The organism is Thiomicrospira cyclica ALM1 (assembly GCF_000214825.1).
In the GTDB taxonomy this organism is placed as follows: domain Bacteria; phylum Pseudomonadota; class Gammaproteobacteria; order Thiomicrospirales; family Thiomicrospiraceae; genus Thiomicrospira; species Thiomicrospira cyclica.
Map to the genome: position 1 here is coordinate 149,315 of NC_015581.1, position 15,474 is coordinate 164,788.

The 15,474-nt window shown below is 48.6% G+C and carries 16 protein-coding genes; 14 read left to right on the top strand and 2 right to left on the bottom strand.

Features of this window, described 5'->3' with window-relative positions; all coding sequences use genetic code 11:
• The first annotated feature begins 54 nt into the window (after positions 1–54).
• The 3 genes from THICY_RS00800 to coaBC are packed head-to-tail and all read left to right on the top strand — an operon-like array spanning position 55 to position 2,373.
• Positions 55–744 (top strand): alpha/beta hydrolase, encoded by a 690-nt coding sequence (locus tag THICY_RS00800; protein ID WP_013834713.1) that lies wholly within the window; start codon positions 55–57, stop codon positions 742–744.
• On the top strand, positions 741–1,133 hold the full coding sequence (locus THICY_RS00805) for an acyl-CoA thioesterase (protein ID WP_041435241.1): 393 nt from the start codon (positions 741–743) through the stop codon (positions 1,131–1,133). The genes THICY_RS00800 and THICY_RS00805 overlap by 4 nt, the downstream gene beginning before the upstream one ends.
• A 13-nt stretch (positions 1,134–1,146) precedes the next feature.
• Positions 1,147–2,373, top strand: a complete 1,227-nt coding sequence (gene coaBC, locus THICY_RS00810; RefSeq protein ID WP_013834715.1) for a bifunctional phosphopantothenoylcysteine decarboxylase/phosphopantothenate--cysteine ligase CoaBC — start codon at positions 1,147–1,149, stop codon at positions 2,371–2,373.
• 43 nt (positions 2,374–2,416) lie between these two features.
• On the opposite strand, the gene uvrA is transcribed toward coaBC, so the two are convergent.
• The gene (gene uvrA, locus THICY_RS00815) at positions 2,417–5,224 is read right to left on the bottom strand and encodes an excinuclease ABC subunit UvrA (RefSeq protein WP_013834716.1); all 2,808 of its coding nucleotides are present in this window, start codon (positions 5,222–5,224) and stop codon (positions 2,417–2,419) included.
• Between the two features lie 220 nt (positions 5,225–5,444).
• Between uvrA and THICY_RS00820 the strand changes: the two genes are divergently transcribed.
• The 8 genes from THICY_RS00820 to ssb all read left to right on the top strand — a co-directional run bounded on the left by THICY_RS00820 (position 5,445) and on the right by ssb (position 12,376).
• The gene (locus THICY_RS00820) at positions 5,445–6,056 is read left to right on the top strand and encodes a flavin reductase family protein (RefSeq protein WP_013834717.1); all 612 of its coding nucleotides are present in this window, start codon (positions 5,445–5,447) and stop codon (positions 6,054–6,056) included.
• 59 nt (positions 6,057–6,115) lie between these two features.
• Positions 6,116–6,424: a hypothetical protein gene (locus THICY_RS00825; protein ID WP_013834718.1), complete on the top strand. Its 309-nt coding sequence runs from the start codon at positions 6,116–6,118 to the stop codon at positions 6,422–6,424.
• Between the two features lie 16 nt (positions 6,425–6,440).
• Positions 6,441–6,830, top strand: coding sequence for a DUF302 domain-containing protein (locus THICY_RS00830; protein WP_322787139.1), 390 nt, complete (start codon positions 6,441–6,443; stop codon positions 6,828–6,830).
• 113 nt (positions 6,831–6,943) lie between these two features.
• Entirely contained in the window at positions 6,944–8,527 is a 1,584-nt protein-coding gene (locus tag THICY_RS00835) for an FAD-binding domain-containing protein (RefSeq protein WP_013834720.1), read from the top strand.
• A gap of 6 nt (positions 8,528–8,533) precedes the next feature.
• A complete protein-coding gene (locus tag THICY_RS08680; protein ID WP_013834721.1) occupies positions 8,534–8,686 on the top strand; it encodes a DUF2256 domain-containing protein in 153 nt (50 codons plus the stop codon).
• The gene (locus tag THICY_RS00840; protein ID WP_013834722.1) at positions 8,667–10,220 is read left to right on the top strand and encodes a cryptochrome/photolyase family protein; all 1,554 of its coding nucleotides are present in this window, start codon (positions 8,667–8,669) and stop codon (positions 10,218–10,220) included. The genes THICY_RS08680 and THICY_RS00840 overlap by 20 nt, the downstream gene beginning before the upstream one ends.
• Positions 10,221–10,398: 178 nt before the next feature.
• Entirely contained in the window at positions 10,399–11,790 is a 1,392-nt protein-coding gene (locus tag THICY_RS00845; protein WP_013834723.1) for an MFS transporter, read from the top strand.
• 7 nt (positions 11,791–11,797) lie between these two features.
• A complete protein-coding gene (gene ssb, locus THICY_RS00850) occupies positions 11,798–12,376 on the top strand; it encodes a single-stranded DNA-binding protein (protein ID WP_013834724.1) in 579 nt (192 codons plus the stop codon).
• Positions 12,377–12,403: 27 nt separating this feature from the next.
• On the opposite strand, the gene THICY_RS00855 is transcribed toward ssb, so the two are convergent.
• The gene (locus tag THICY_RS00855) at positions 12,404–13,369 is read right to left on the bottom strand and encodes a polyprenyl synthetase family protein (RefSeq protein WP_013834725.1); all 966 of its coding nucleotides are present in this window, start codon (positions 13,367–13,369) and stop codon (positions 12,404–12,406) included.
• Between the two features lie 295 nt (positions 13,370–13,664).
• On the opposite strand from THICY_RS00855, the gene rplU reads away from it, so the two are divergent.
• The 3 genes from rplU (at position 13,665) to cgtA (ending at position 15,473) form a co-directional block, all read left to right on the top strand.
• A complete protein-coding gene (rplU, locus tag THICY_RS00860) occupies positions 13,665–13,979 on the top strand; it encodes a 50S ribosomal protein L21 (protein ID WP_013834726.1) in 315 nt (104 codons plus the stop codon).
• A gap of 64 nt (positions 13,980–14,043) precedes the next feature.
• Positions 14,044–14,307: a 50S ribosomal protein L27 gene (rpmA, locus tag THICY_RS00865; RefSeq protein WP_006459558.1), complete on the top strand. Its 264-nt coding sequence runs from the start codon at positions 14,044–14,046 to the stop codon at positions 14,305–14,307.
• Between the two features lie 101 nt (positions 14,308–14,408).
• Positions 14,409–15,473, top strand: coding sequence for an Obg family GTPase CgtA (gene cgtA / locus THICY_RS00870; RefSeq protein ID WP_013834727.1), 1,065 nt, complete (start codon positions 14,409–14,411; stop codon positions 15,471–15,473).
• Position 15,474 lies beyond the last annotated feature (1 nt).

Here is a 15,474-nt window from a genome sequence, read left to right on the forward strand (position 1 = left end):
ACTATTTTAGCAGACTTTAAAACCGACTTATTTTAAAACAGATAGGATAGCGATATGAGTAACCCAAGCCCCGTGATAATTGAACCAAATCGACCGGCCAATGCCTCCGTCATTTGGTTGCATGGCTTAGGTGCCGATGGTTACGATTTTGCTGAGGTGTTGCCCAGCTTGAACCTGCCCGACGATCATGGCGTGCGTTTTGTGTTTCCGCATGCGCCCATTCAGCCGGTAACCATTAATGGTGGCATGACGATGCGGTCCTGGTTTGATATTCGTTCAATGGATTTAGTCAATGATGTTGATTCGGCCGGAATACGGGTGTCATGCCACCAGGTTTATAAATTAATTGCACAACAACGCGATAGCGGTATAGCAGAGCAACGGATTGTTTTGGCGGGTTTTTCACAAGGTGGGTTAATCGCTCTACATGCCGGATTAAGTTATGACCATGCTTTAGCTGGGGTGATGGCGTTATCTACCTGGTGTCCATTGGTCGAGCAGTTTTATTTGCACCGCCAAATGCCGATTTTTATCGCCCATGGCCAACAGGATCCGGTTATCCCGTTTGCATTGGGCGCTCAGGCTCGTGATGATTTAATCGCCAAAGGTTATAACGTAGCTTGGCAGGACTATCCGATGCACCACCAGGTTTGCGTTGCCGAGTTAACCGCGATTGGGCAATGGTTGAGTCAAGTATTGGCCTTGCGTTCCGAAGAAGATTCAACAAACAGTGAGGAAGCATGATGTTTACCATGTCATTACGGGTGCGAGACTATGAGTGTGATTTGCAAGGGGTGGTTAACAACAGTGTCTACATGAATTATCTAGAGCATGCGCGTCATGAATTTTTGTTGGCACACAAAATTAATTTTGCTGAATTAACCGCTCAGCAGATTCATTTAGTGGTCACGAACGCTGAAATGGATTACAAAGGGTCGTTAAAGCCGCAGGATGATTTTTACATCACCGTTGAGTGTGTTAAAGAGTCTCGGTTGCGCTTTGCATTTCATCAGCATATTTATCGTTCGTCTGATGATAAATTAATTATGCAGGCGAAGGTTGTGGGTACGGCACTAAACCCTCAAGGGCGCCCTGAAATCCCCGCGCAACTCAATGCACTGTTCCCTGATTAAGGATGTTAAAGCTATGAAGATTTTATTGGGGGTCAGTGGCGGTATCGCGGCCTATAAAGCCTTGCAAGTGGTACGCTTGCTGGTGAAGGCAGGGCATCAGGTGCAGGTGGTGATGACGGCGGGTGCAAAAGAATTTGTCCAGCCGCTGTCATTTCAGGCGCTATCCGGGCGTCCGGTGCGAGATAGTCTGTTTGATTTAGCGCAAGAGAATGGCATGGGGCATATCGAATTGGCGCGCTGGCCGGATTTGATCTTACTCGCACCGGCATCGGCTAATCTATTGGCACGGTTGCGTATCGGCATGGCCGATGATTTACTGACCACCCTGTGTTTAGCCAGTGATCGGCCGGTGCTGTTTGCGCCTGCGATGAATCAGCAGATGTGGGCGAATCCGGCCACCCAAGACAATAGTGCCGTACTGATTGCGCGGGGCTGGCAGGTTATTGAACCGGGCGAAGGCGAGCAGGCCTGCGGGGATGTTGGTGCCGGTCGTTTAGCTGAGCCTGAGCAGATTGCCGCAGTGGTTGCAGATTTTTTTGCGGATTTTTTTGCGCGACAGACCGCGCAGCAGCAGGCCTGGTTGGGTAAAAAGCTTTTAATAACCGCGGGTCCAACTTTTGAAGATTTAGACCCGGTGCGTTTTATCGGTAATCGCAGTTCCGGAAAAATGGGTTTCGCCTTAGCCGCCGCCGCGGCCCAGCAAGGTGCTGAAGTCATTTTGATTACCGGACCGGTTAATTTAGCCACGCCGCCGGGCGTCACTCGTATTGATGTCCGTTCAGCACAGCAGATGTTGGCACAAGTGCAAGCTCACTATTCCGGTGTTGACGTTATGATCGGTGCCGCAGCTGTAGCCGATTTCCGGATGGCGCAACCGGCAGCACACAAGATAAAAAAACAAGCCAACCAAGATGAGCTTATGCTGACGTTGATTAAAAACCCAGACATTATTGCTTGGGTTGCACAACAGGTCGATAAACCTTATTTGGTCGGCTTTGCCGCCGAGACCGAAGCCGTCGCCGATTATGCCCGTCACAAGCGGGTGCAAAAAGGTTTGGATATGATTTGCGCGAATCAGGTGGGTGCCGGCTTAGGCTTTGAGGTGAGTGATAATGCGTTGTTGGTGATTACGGCGAATGGTGAATACCCCTTGCCGACGCAATCGAAACAGGCTTTAGCGCGGGAGCTGTTGGCGCAATTGCATACCGAATTAGCAAAAATCGAAGCGAGTGACCAATAAAAACGGCTGCAAGGTTTTAATCGAGTGGTTATCTATTTCAAGGTTATTTTAACCAGGATTTTAGATAGTAACCTGTGTGCGAATCGGAGTTATTCGCCACATCTTCGGGCGTACCGGTGGCGATAATCTGGCCGCCGCCAGCACCACCTTCTGGACCAAGGTCAACTAGCCAATCCGCGGTTTTAATGACATCGAGGTTGTGCTCGATAATTACAATGGTATTGCCGCGATCCCGTAGCTCATAGACGACTTTCATCAGTTGTTCGATATCGTGGAAGTGCAAGCCGGTGGTCGGTTCGTCCAGGATGTACAGCGTATTGCCGGTATCGCGCTTAGACAGTTCTTTGGCTAGCTTGACGCGCTGGGCTTCACCGCCGGACAGGGTGGTGGCACTTTGGCCGAGTTTGATATAGCCCAAGCCAACATCCATTAAAGTTTGGAGTTTGCGTGCCAAGGCCGGAATCGCATCAAAAAATGCCCGTGCGTCTTCAACGGTTAGCTCCAAAATATCATGAATGGTTTTACCCTTATACTGAATTTGCAGGGTTTCGCGGTTATAGCGTTGACCATGACAGACATCACAAGGCACATAGACATCCGGCAGGAAGTGCATTTCAACCTTGATTACGCCATCGCCCTGACAGGCTTCGCAGCGGCCGCCCTTGACGTTAAAACTAAAGCGTCCCGGGTTATAACCACGAGTGCGCGATTCCGGTGTCGCAGCTAACAGCTCACGAATTGGGGTAAATAGGCCAGTATAGGTGGCTGGGTTTGAACGCGGCGTGCGACCGATTGGGCTTTGGTCGATATTGACCGCCTTATCAAAATGTTGCAAGCCTTCAACCTTCTCGTAAGGTGCCGGTTCGTTTAACGCACCGTTCAAATCACGCGCGGCGATTTTGCTCAGGGTTTCGTTAATCAAGGTCGATTTACCTGAGCCGGATACCCCGGTAATACAGGTTAGCAGACCTGCTGGAATCTCTAGGGTCACGTTTTTCAGGTTATTGCCGGTTGCGCCAATAATTTTCAACCAGTTTTTGCCCGGCTTCACCCTTGCTGTCGGTATTTCGATTTTGCGTTTACCGCTGAGATATTGGCCGGTGAGCGATTGCGGATTGGCTTTGACTTCATCCGGTGTGCCTTGCGCCATAATGCGCCCGCCATGAATCCCCGCGCCGGGGCCAATATCGAGCACATAGTCTGCCGCGCGAATGGCGTCTTCATCATGTTCGACCACTATCACGGTATTGCCAAGGTCGCGCAAATGAGTCAGGGTGCGCAGTAAACGGTCATTATCGCGTTGATGCAGGCCGATCGACGGTTCATCTAAGACATACATCACTCCCACCAGGCCTGCGCCAATTTGGCTAGCAAGGCGAATCCGTTGCGCTTCGCCACCGGAGAGGGTATCGGCGCTGCGGTCAAGGGTCAGATAATTCAGTCCGACATTGACCAAAAATGACAAGCGTTCGCGCACTTCTTTTAAGATCGGCGCGGCAATCTGGCCTTTGGCACCAGGTAGGCTGAGCTGATCAAAAAACCCATACAGCTCGCCAACTGACTTGTTGGTCAGTTTAGGCAGGGTAATGTCTGCGACAAACACATGACGCGCCGCTTCGTTTAATCGCTCGCCACCACAGGTTTTACACGGCGTGGTAACGCGGTATTTATCCAGCTCATCGCGCACGGTTTTGCTGTCGGTTTCGATATAGCGGCGCTCCATATTCGGCAAAACGCCTTCAAAACGACGTACTTCGGAATATTTGCCGTGCGGCAAGGGTAAGCGTTCACGCCCAGAACCATACAGGACGATTTGACGGGCTTTGTCATCCAGCTCCGACCAGGGCGTTTCCATATCAAAGCCATAGTGGGTCGCTACCGCTAATAAAATATCGTAATAATATTTGTGGCGACGATCCCAGCCACGAATCGCGCCACCGGCCAAGCTCAATTCCGGATGGGTAATGACTCGACTTGGATCAAAGCTTTCTTTAATGCCCAGCCCATCACAGCTGGGGCAGGCGCCATGCGGATTATTAAACGAGAATAAACGCGGTTCGAGTTCCGGCACGCTGTAGCCGCAATGTGGGCAGGAAAACTTATCCGAGAATAACAATTCAAAGTCATCCTCTTCGTCCATCGGTACTACTCGCGCCAAGCCATCCGATAAACGCAGTGCCGTTTCAAAGGACTCGGCCAAGCGTTGTTTGAGGTCTTCGCGCACCTTAAAGCGGTCAATGACCACCTCAATATCGTGTTTTTTGTTTTTATCCAGTGCAATCGAGCCGTCTAGATCCATCAAGCGGCCATTGATGCGGGCACGAATAAAGCCTTGTGCTTGCAGTTCATCCAAAAGATTATTGTGTTCGCCCTTACGCCCCCGTACCACTGGTGAGACTAATAAACACTTGGTTCCTTCGGGCAGTTCTAAGGTGCGGTCGACCATTTGACTGACGGTTTGTGCTTCAAGATCGACATCATGGGTTGGGCAGCGCGGCGTGCCAGCGCGGGCATAGAGCAAACGTAAATAATCGTAAATTTCGGTGACCGTACCAACGGTCGAGCGCGGGTTGTGCGAGGTGGATTTTTGCTCAATTGAAATCGCCGGTGACAAGCCTTCAATATGGTCTAAATCGGGTTTTTCCATCACCGATAAAAATTGGCGCGCATAAGCAGACAAAGATTCGACATAACGGCGCTGGCCTTCGGCATAGATCGTATCAAACGCCAATGACGATTTTCCCGAACCGGATAAGCCGGTAATAACAATCAGCTTATCGCGCGGCAGGGTAACATCAATATTCTTTAAGTTATGCGTTCGCGCGCCACGAATAATAATCTTCTCAAGCATGACCAACCCGCCAAATTAAGCAAAAGATGGATTATAACATGATTCATTTTTGCGCCGTTTCAACAACCAGGCCTGGCGACGAGTGGCTTAATTTTTCCTTAAAGTCGCTAAGCTGTTGTTTTTGTGAAAAGCTGATTAGGGTTTGCGCATTTTGTTCAAGGTAACCAGGTCTGGTTAGATTAAACTTCTACTAAATCAAACCGTTAACTGTGAGTCGTCTATGCAATTAAATGCGCAAGCCTTGGCAAATCTGTCCAAACCGGAACAAATTCAATTAATTAACTCGATTACCGGCATCAAGCCCGCCAACCTTGTCGGCACGGCGGATGTTAAGGGTGGTACCAATTTAGCGGTGTTTAGCTCGGTGTTTCATATGGGCAGTAGTCCACCATTGATAGGTATGGTGTTGCGCTCGAAGGGTGATGTGGCTCGGCATAGTTATGATAATTTGGTGAGTAACGGTTGTTACACCCTCAATCATGTGCATCCTGATTGGGCGGATAAGGCGCATCAAACCTCGGCTAAATATCCGCTTGAGGTTTCTGAATTTGCCGCTACGGGCTTAACCCCCGCTTATATTGATGGCTTTTCGGCACCGTTTGTGGCGGAATCGCAGGTTAAATATGGGTTAAGATTTGTTGATGAAATGCCAGTTAAGCATAATGGTACGGTGATTATTATTGGTCAAATTGAACACGTCTGGATTGAACAGCCGCATTATGCGCCAGACGGTGGCTTGGATTTAACCGCTTTGAACAGTGTCGGTATCAGTGGCTTGAATAATTATTATCGTTTGGAACGTTTTGCGACCTTTAGCGAAGCGCAAGCATAGCTTTCAAGGCAAATTTTCCAGTATACTGGCGTTTTTGATTGGCTTAAATGAGATAACTGATGACTGAATATGAACAGCTGTATAGCCTATTGCAAGCTCAAGCAGATGTGGCGGGCTTAAATAATTCCGGAAACCCGGTGGTACGTTGTGAAATAAACTCGAATAAGACCTGTTCCCTGGTTTTAAGTGTTACTCGTGCCAAATTAACCTTTGTACTTGGGCGCATGGGTGAAGAGTATAAAATTGGTTATGCCTATTATCCTGGTGGGATGCGCGAACCGGAGTGGATTGATGATGTGGATGCGGATAACTTTACCGAAAAATTTGCTCGCCAATTAATTTGGACTAACTTTCAGTTACCCGCGTAATGCAGGTTAAGGAGTGATGATGTATTGTGTAATGACGACCGAGAAAACCTTTGAGCAGGCCTGCGAAGCCTTAAGTATTACGGTAACCTCGATTCCATTTGGGGTGCTGCATATTCATGATCTAGGCGCGACCTTGCGTAGTAAGGGATTTGATTTTGCAGAAGAATGTCGCGTGTTTGAAGTCTGTGGTCCGGGTGATGCTTCACGTGTTTTAGCTGCCGATATGCGCTTGAATATGGCGCTGCCTTGTCGTATTTCGGTATTTACCGAGCAGGGACAAGTAAAAATTGGCATGATTGAACCAGTGTATCTATTAAGTTGTTTAACCGATGATGCGGCTATACAAACGGTGGCCGCTGAGGTGCAAGCCAAGCTGACTCGCGCCATCGAGCAGGCCGCGCAGTAATCTCGTCACGGGTTTTCCTTTCACGGTGTTATCTTTTTTGGTTGTATAGCACCAGTATCACTTTTTGTCGGCAATGCCTATAATTTAGTTTTGATAAACTTCTGAGCTAGATTATGGATAGTCCGGCTAATCAAAGCAAGCCCAGTGTGCAACTCGTATGGTTTAAGCGCGATTTGCGTATTCATGATCATACACCGCTGCATTTTGCCGCCCAACAGGCCCAACACACCCAACAGGGTGCGGTATTGCCCGTCTACGTTTTTGAACCCGAGCTTTGGCAACAACCAGATGCCAGTCTGCGGCAATGGCGGTTTGTCGCCGATTGTTTAGTGGATTTAGATGCCGATTTGCGCTCGCTCGGGCAAGGCTTGATGTTTGCCATAGGCGAGGTTGAAACAGTTTTCAGTCAGTTGCGCCAGCAGTATCACATTAGTGCGGTTTGGTCGCATCAAGAAACCGGAAATGGGTGGACTTTTCAACGGGATCGACGGCTTAAACACTGGTTAAATGAACAGCAGATTGCTTGGTATGAGCTTGCCCAGCATCCGATTAAACGCGGCCCTACGCAACGAGATCATTGGCAGGGTCAAGCCGAGCAGTTTTTTCAGCAACCTTTACTGACGGCGCCTTCATCCTTATCAGGCCTGGTGAGGACGCCCAGCCTCAGTGGTTCATGGCTTGCCGAGCAAGTTGCGGGTTATTTACCTGCGCCGATTGTGGCCAATGAGCAAAGCCAGCCGGGCGGGCGTCGGCGCGGTGAGCAGCGCCTAGCCGATTTTTTGCAATGCCATCTAACGCGTTATTTGTACGACATTGCCAAGCCCTTGGCATCGCGTCAATCCAGTTCGCGCTTAAGCCCCCATTTAGCTTGGGGCAGTTTATCGATTCGTGAGGTACTGCAGGCCGCTTATGCCACTCGTGCGGCGGGCGAGAAAAATTCTCGAGCATTGGGTGCCTTTGTATCGCGGCTGCACTGGCAAAGCCATTTTATGCAAAAACTGGAAACTGAGCCGGAGCTCGAGTTTTGTTGTTTGCAAGCGGAAACCGAGTTGTTACGTAGCCGAGGCACTCATCCTGAGCGTTTGCAGGCCTGGTATCAGGGACAAACCGGCGTGCCATTGGTGGATGCTTGTATGCGCTGTTTGCTTCATACCGGCTGGCTGCCGTTTCGGATGCGAGCAATGGTGATGAGTTTTGCCAGTTATCAGTTGTGGTTGGATTGGCGCGACACGGCACCTTTACTGGCGGGGCTATTTACCGACTATGAGCCGGGGATTCATTATTCGCAGGTGCAAATGCAATCGGGCACCACGGGAATTAATGCAATGCGTGTTTATAACCCGGTTAAACAGTCGCAAGACCATGATCCAGATGGGCGTTTTATTAAGCAGTGGTGCCCTGAGTTGGCTGAGTTAGATGCGGCGTTTATTCACGCGCCCTGGGATGCCGCGCCGGAATGGTTGGCACAAGCAGGCCTGGTATTAGGGCAAAATTATCCTTGGCCAATTGTTGATTTGACTCAGGCGGCGCGCGATGCGAAGCAACAACTGGCGAGCTTGCGCAAGCAGCCGACGGCCAAGGCACAAGCGCAACAGGTTTTTCAAAAGCATGGTAGCCGCTTGCGTTCAGCCAGTCGGCGTCGGTCTAAAAAAACCACCAGTATCGGCTCAGATCATCCACAATTGAGTTTGTTTTAAATGAAAATGCGAAAAAAGTCGGAATTGCCAAGCAAAATCTGTCCGGTGTGTTTGCGTCCGTTTGTGTGGCGAAAAAAGTGGGCGAAGGACTGGGAGAGTGTCATTTATTGTTCAGAGCGTTGTCGGCGGTCTGCAAAACATGGGAAACAAAATGATTAGAAAATTGGTGGTGGTATTAGGTGATCAGTTAAACCAGGATTCGTTGGTTTGGCAGGATTTTGATGCAAAGCAGGATGCGGTGTGGATGGCCGAACTGCCCGAGGAATCGACTCATGTTAAATCGCATAAACAACGCACAGTCTTGTTTTTAAGCGCGATGCGCCACTTTGCCGAGCAGCTGCGTCAGCATGCCTGGTCGTTGCATTATCTTGAGCTGGGCAGTCATGATTTTGTCAGTTTTGAACTGGCTTTGAAGGACTTTTTATCTCGTCATCCGGTTGGCTCAGTTGAGTTGGTGCTACCGGGTGATTATCGCGTGTTGCAGCAGATTAAATTGGCCTGTCAGCAAACAGCAACCCCATTGAATGTTTTGCCTGATGTGCATTTTATTGCCGAACCCGGTGAATTTAAGACCTGGCTGGCGGGGCGAAAAAAACCGACCATGGAATATTGGTATCGGCATTTGCGCCAGCGCACAGGGGTTTTAATGGACCTCACAACAGGCGGTAAAAAACCGCTCGGCGGCAAGTGGAATTATGATGCCGATAATCGGCAAAGTTTTGGTAAAGCGGGTCCACAAGCCGTGCCGGAACCTGTGCGATTTGCGCCTGATCAAATTACCCAGGAGGTGATGGCGCAGGTGCAAACCCAGTTTACCAATCACCCCGGCCAACTGGATGAGTTTGGTTGGCCGGTGACTCGTGCGCAAGCGTTACAGGCATTAGACGACTTTATCGCTAACCGACTCACCAAGTTTGGCGATTATCAGGATGCCATGTGGTCGAACCAGGCCTGGTTGTATCATTCGTTATTATCTGTGGCGCTTAATCTCAAGCTGCTTAATCCGCGTGAAGTGATTGCCGCCGCCGAGCAAGCATATCAACAAGGGCGTGCGCCCCTGAATGCGGTAGAGGGCTTTATTCGGCAGATTTTAGGCTGGCGCGAATATGTGCGCGGCTTGTACTGGTCCTATATGCCGGATTGGTTACATATGAATGCCTTGGATGCCCAGCAGGACTTACCGGGTTTTTATTGGACAGGCGACACCGAAATGGCTTGTTTAAAAGATTCAATCGGTCAGGTGCTGGAGCATGGCTATGGTCACCATATTCAGCGCCTGATGGTGACAGGATTGTTTGCCCTGCTGTGGCAAGCGAAACCTGAGCAGGTGCATCACTGGTATTTAGCCATGTACGTCGATGCGGTGGAATGGGTGGAATTGCCCAATGTGTTGGGCATGAGCCAGTTTGCCGATGGCGGTTTAATGGCCAGTAAGCCCTACATTGCCAGTGGACAATACATCAATAAAATGTCGGGTTATTGCCAACACTGCCCCTATAGCCCCAAAGAAGCAACTGGTCAGCAGGCCTGCCCCTTTACCACCCTCTACTGGGGTTTTATTGAGCGGCATCAAGAGCAGTTTCGTGGTCATCCTCGTTTGGGTATGCAGGTGCGGCACCTAGATGCGATGAGTGACGAAAAACGCCAGCTGATTCAGCAAAAAATCCGGCAGTTGCGCGATATCACGGCTTAAACCTTCAATAACTCGTTTGCCATGTACCCGGAAGCAATAAGAGGCTGATTACATAGGGTTGGATATGCATGGCGTGTCCTCGTAGATTGTTTGGTATAATCAACGGCATTATTTTTAACATTACAGTTTTGGCTTAAGCATGTTTTTCATGGTTAGGTTGATGACAAAAAGGGTCGATATGTCAGATGCCTTATCGCGGCGCATGAATCCACTAGAACGTCGCGCAACGTTTTCAATTGCCAGTATTTTTTCAACCAGAATGCTCGGCTTGTTTATGATTTTTCCGGTCTTTGCCTTGTTTGCAGAGCAAGAATTTTCCAATGTTACCGGGATTCAAATTGGTTTAGCGATTGGTGCTTATGGTTTAACGCAAGCCTTGTTACAAATTCCGTATGGGATGTTGTCGGATCGTTTTGGACGCAAGCCACTAATTCAATTGGGTTTGATCATTTTTTTGATCGGCTCGATTGTTTGTGCGCTCGCCGAGTCGATTGAAATGATGATTTTAGGGCGCGCGATTCAGGGTGCGGGTGCGGTGGCAGCGGTGTTAACGGCGAGTGTGTCTGACCTTGTGCGTGAGCCCTATCGTTTGAGAGCTATGTCTATTGTGGGTATTACTATCGGATTATCCTTTACGCTGTCGCTCGTGCTGGGACCTTTGTTAGCTGAGTTTATTGGTGTGCGCGGTATTTTTTGGGTCATTGCGGCTTTGGCGCTTTTGGCGATGCTATTGGTGTGGGTTGCTTTGCCACCTATAACCGAACAACGGTTTCAACGTGAGGCAGAAGCGGTGCCGAGTCAGTTGCTACAAGTGGTTAAAAATACCCAGTTGTTAAGATTGGATGTTGGCGTGTTTATTTTGCATGCTATCTTAACGGCAATGTTTGTGGCGATTCCATTCATTTTGAGAGATGAGGGTGGTATGGATTCTATGAGTCATTGGGAAATTTATCTGCCAGTGATGTTATTGTCCTTCGTGCTGATGGTGCCCTTAATTATTCAAGCCGAGTCCCGAGGCCGAATGAAGATGATCTTTGTTGGCGCGATTGCTATGATTGCCTTAACCCAATTAGGTTTTGCAGTTTATCAACAAAGCTTGTTTTTGTTGTTTGTTTTGTTATTATTATTCTTTACGGCATTTAACGTACTTGAGGCGTCTTTGCCATCCCTGGTAGTTAAGCTTTCGCCAGCGGATAAAAAAGGGACAGCCAGTGGCGTTTATTCCAGTAGCCAATTTATGGGCGCTGCGATTGGGGGTGCGGTCGGTGGCTTTTTCTTCCAGTTTTATGGTTATAATGGCTTATTCTTATTTACGATGTCACTGGCGATTATTTGGGTCGCTTTGGCAGCAACCATGCAAAAACCCATGCCTTGGAGTATTGCATCGGTGTCTGTTGGGCCGGTATTAACCAGTGAAGTACCGTCGTTGGAACAAAAATTATGTGCTTATGATGGTGTGTTTGAAGCCGTCGTAATCCCAGACGAACAACAAGCCTATTTCAAGATTGATCGAAAAGTGGTCGATGAAACAGCGCTGTTAGACTATTTTAAGCAAGCAAGAGAAAAGTGAGTAAGCGATGCGTGGAGTGAACAAAGTTATTTTAGTAGGCACCCTGGGTCGTGACCCTGAGGTTCGATTTGCCGCCAATGGTAATGCGATTGCGAATTTAAGTGTCGCAACCAGTGAGCAATGGAATGATCGTGCAACAGGCGAACGTCAAGAACGAACGGAATGGCATCGCGTAGTTATTTTTGGCAAACTGGCTGAAATAGCGCAACAATATCTAACAAAAGGTTCGCAGGTTTACTTTGAGGGTAAATTGCAAACTCGTAAATGGCAGGATCAAGCGACAGGCCAAGATAAGTACTCTACTGAAATTGTTATTGATCAGGGTGGTGGCGTGATGCAAATGCTTGGCGGTGGTAATCGTCAAGGCGGTCAGTCAGCGGGTGGCATGGGCTCTATGGGCGGTGATGCTTATGACCAGTCCAATTATGGTGCTGCGCCGGCACGTCCTGCCGCTGCTTCGGGTGGATATGCACAGCCCCCGGTGCAAGGCGGTGGAGCGCCACGCTCAGCGGCTAAGCAGCCAGCAGCTCAACAGCGTCCAGCCTATCAACCGAATGACTTTGATGATGACGATGTCCCATTCTAGGTTTTACATGCTGATCGTCACGTTAAATTAGTGATTACGATTCACAGCAAGGTCAGCTAAAGCACTCATCGCTTGTTGGTATGGCGAGCGAGGTAGAGCTGCAGCAGCGGCTTGTGCAAGCTTGGCTTGCTGTTGAGCTATGGTTATTGTGTAGCCAATCGCGCCGGTACTCTGAATAATCGCAGTAACCTGGCTGATTTTAGAAATATCCCCCGCTTCAATAGCGTCCTTGATTGTGGCGGCATCGGTTTTGCTGGCTTGTTGCATCGCATAAATGAGTGGTAGGGTAGGCTTGCCTTCAGCCAAATCATCCCCTAAGCTTTTACCTAGAGCCGCCGCATCTCCAGTGTAGTCTAAAACATCATCAATCAGCTGAAATGCGGCACCTAAGTGACGACCATAGGCAGCGAGAGCTTCATCCCAATGTGTTTTTTGTGTCAGTGCAGAACCCATTAGGGCGGCGGCTTCAAACAGTTTGGCTGTTTTGCGTTCAATAACGTCCATATAGCGATGTTCATCTGTTTCTGCGTCATGGCAGTTGAGTAATTGCAGCACTTCACCTTCAGCAATAACATTGGTGGATTCCGACATAATCTGCATTATTGACATAAGGCCAGGTTTAACCATCATTTCAAAGGCGCGTGAATAAAGAAAGTCTCCAACCAAAACACTCGCGGCATTCCCCCATACCTCATTAGCTGTTTTGTTGCCACGACGGGTATTGGACTCATCAACCACGTCATCATGAAGTAAGGTTGATGTGTGAATAAATTCAATGACAGCGGCCATAGTCAGATGATGTGTACCTTGGTAACCACAGGCGCGGGCACTGAGCAGCACGATCAAAGGGCGTAAGCGCTTACCACCGTTGTTAATAATGTAATGACCGATTTGATTAATCAGCACTACATCAGAAGCCAGGCGCTCTAATATGAGCTTGTCAGTGGCGCGAAGGTCGTCGGCCATAAGGTCTTTGATGTCAGCAAGCGTCATGCGCAATTACCTTGGTTAAGAATGACTTAAATGGTTTGCAAGTTTATTACGAAACGTGCTTTTTTTAAAGTTTTTGAGCGGGTAATATTGGGTAAATTAAGTCGTTTCTAGCGTATTTGTTAGCTTCACGAGGGTGGCGCGCAAAAATTACGTTAGATAGTTGGAAATTATTTTGACCTAGTGGATAAAAATCTATATAATCCCGCCTTTACTATTATGCCGGACGGTCTTGCGCAGGGTCGCGCACGAATGCTTCCGCATCTTAGCAGAATTTTCAATCCGGGAGATGTTACAAATGTATGCCGTAATTAAAACCGGTGGTAAGCAGTATCGAGTTCGTCAAGGTCAAACACTTCGCGTTGAGTCTTTAAATCTTAATGAGGGTGATAACGTTGAATTTGACCAGGTCTTGATGGTCGGTGAAGGTGAGTCTGTTACATTAGGCACGCCAGTTGTTGAAGGTGCTAAAGTTGCTGCAACTGTTCTTGGTAACGGTCGTGGTAAAAAAGTAACAATCATCAAATTCCGCCGTCGCAAGAACAAGTCTCGCTCGAAGCAAGGCCATCGTCAAAACTTTACTGAAGTTGAAATCACTGGTATTTCAGCCTAAGTTGTAAATTATTTTTCTGATACTATTGCGTTAGTGATAGTTAAGTTAACAAGAGGGTTCAACCATGGCACATAAGAAGGCCGCAGGTAGTACGCGTAACGGTCGCGACTCTAATGCCAAACGCTTAGGCGTTAAGCGTTTCGGTGGCGAAACAGTTACAGCGGGAAGCATTATTGTGCGCCAACGTGGCACTAAATTCCACGCCGGTGTGAACGTAGGTCGTGGCAAGGATGATACCTTGTATGCAAAAGCTGAAGGTCAAGTTGCTTTTGTAAGCAAAGGTAAGCCGGTACGTACTTACGTTGAAATTATTGAGCAGACTGCTTAATTAGCAAAGTTTACGCTGTGCTAAAATGACGCCTCGTACTTTTAAAGTGCGGGGCGTTTTTTATTGGATTTAATGATGAATAATCAGGGTATGGGTTTGGAATGCAGTTTGTTGATGAAGCGCATATAGTCGTCGAAGCAGGGCGCGGTGGCAATGGTGTGGTAAGTTTTCGCCGTGAAAAATACATTCCATTTGGTGGTCCGAATGGTGGCGACGGTGGTGATGGTGGCAGCGTCATATTTGTAGCAGATCTGAATCTAAACACCCTGGTGGACTTTCGTTTTACTAAACGTTACAAAGCGCAGAACGGTCAAGCAGGCATGGGTAACCAAAAGACCGGTCGTGCCGGTGAGGATTTAATTGTTCCTGTACCTGTGGGTACACGTGTGTTTGATGAAAACACGCAGGAGTTAATTGGTGATTTAACCGAGCATGAGCAGCGTTTGGTTGTGGCGCAGGGTGGTCGTCACGGTTTGGGTAACGTGCATTTTAAAAGTTCAACTAATCGCACGCCTCGCCAACATACCTTAGGGGAGGATGGCGAAACCCGTGAGTTGCGTCTTGAGATGACCGTTCTGGCCGACGTTGGTTTATTGGGTATGCCTAATGCTGGCAAGTCTAGTCTTATTGGAGCGGTTTCAGCGGCCCGTCCAAAAGTGGCAGACTACCCGTTTACTACCCTCTACCCGAATTTAGGGGTGGTGCGTGTTTCACCGGAAAACAGTTTTGTTATCGCGGATATTCCTGGCTTAATTGAAGGTGCCGCAGAGGGTGCTGGCCTCGGCGTGCAATTTTTAAAGCATTTATCACGCACTGGGTTGTTATTACACATAGTTGATGTTGCACCGATTGATGACAGTGATCCGGTAACCGCATTCAAAACAGTTGAGGTCGAACTCGGGAAGTTCAGCGAGGAATTAGCAGGTAAGGAGCGTTGGCTAGTTCTAAATAAGATCGATCTGCTACCTGAAGAAGATGCCAAGGCGCGTTGCGATGACATTGTTGCGGCTATCGGTTGGGAAGGGGAAGTCCATGCTATTTCAGCGGCAGAGCGTACCTATACTGAAACCTTGATGCAACAAATTGGTTGGCGATTAATTGCTCGTAAATCGGCGGCACAACAAGCACAAATTGACGCTTTACCTGTGGAGCGGGGAGAGGAATAAG

Excerpts from the sequence above, each read along its gene's own strand:
- THICY_RS00800 (WP_013834713.1), top strand. The coding sequence starts at position 55 with ATGAGTAACCCAAGCCCCGTGATAATTGAACCAAATCGACCGGCCAAT.
- THICY_RS00805 (WP_041435241.1), top strand. The coding sequence starts at position 741 with ATGATGTTTACCATGTCATTACGGGTGCGAGACTATGAGTGTGATTTG.
- coaBC (WP_013834715.1), top strand. The coding sequence starts at position 1,147 with ATGAAGATTTTATTGGGGGTCAGTGGCGGTATCGCGGCCTATAAAGCC.
- uvrA (WP_013834716.1), bottom strand. The coding sequence starts at position 5,224 with ATGCTTGAGAAGATTATTATTCGTGGCGCGCGAACGCATAACTTAAAG.
- THICY_RS00820 (WP_013834717.1), top strand. The coding sequence starts at position 5,445 with ATGCAATTAAATGCGCAAGCCTTGGCAAATCTGTCCAAACCGGAACAA.
- THICY_RS00825 (WP_013834718.1), top strand. The coding sequence starts at position 6,116 with ATGACTGAATATGAACAGCTGTATAGCCTATTGCAAGCTCAAGCAGAT.
- THICY_RS00830 (WP_322787139.1), top strand. The coding sequence starts at position 6,441 with ATGATGTATTGTGTAATGACGACCGAGAAAACCTTTGAGCAGGCCTGC.
- THICY_RS00835 (WP_013834720.1), top strand. The coding sequence starts at position 6,944 with ATGGATAGTCCGGCTAATCAAAGCAAGCCCAGTGTGCAACTCGTATGG.
- THICY_RS08680 (WP_013834721.1), top strand. The coding sequence starts at position 8,534 with ATGCGAAAAAAGTCGGAATTGCCAAGCAAAATCTGTCCGGTGTGTTTG.
- THICY_RS00840 (WP_013834722.1), top strand. The coding sequence starts at position 8,667 with ATGGGAAACAAAATGATTAGAAAATTGGTGGTGGTATTAGGTGATCAG.
- THICY_RS00845 (WP_013834723.1), top strand. The coding sequence starts at position 10,399 with ATGTCAGATGCCTTATCGCGGCGCATGAATCCACTAGAACGTCGCGCA.
- ssb (WP_013834724.1), top strand. The coding sequence starts at position 11,798 with ATGCGTGGAGTGAACAAAGTTATTTTAGTAGGCACCCTGGGTCGTGAC.
- THICY_RS00855 (WP_013834725.1), bottom strand. The coding sequence starts at position 13,369 with ATGACGCTTGCTGACATCAAAGACCTTATGGCCGACGACCTTCGCGCC.
- rplU (WP_013834726.1), top strand. The coding sequence starts at position 13,665 with ATGTATGCCGTAATTAAAACCGGTGGTAAGCAGTATCGAGTTCGTCAA.
- rpmA (WP_006459558.1), top strand. The coding sequence starts at position 14,044 with ATGGCACATAAGAAGGCCGCAGGTAGTACGCGTAACGGTCGCGACTCT.
- cgtA (WP_013834727.1), top strand. The coding sequence starts at position 14,409 with ATGCAGTTTGTTGATGAAGCGCATATAGTCGTCGAAGCAGGGCGCGGT.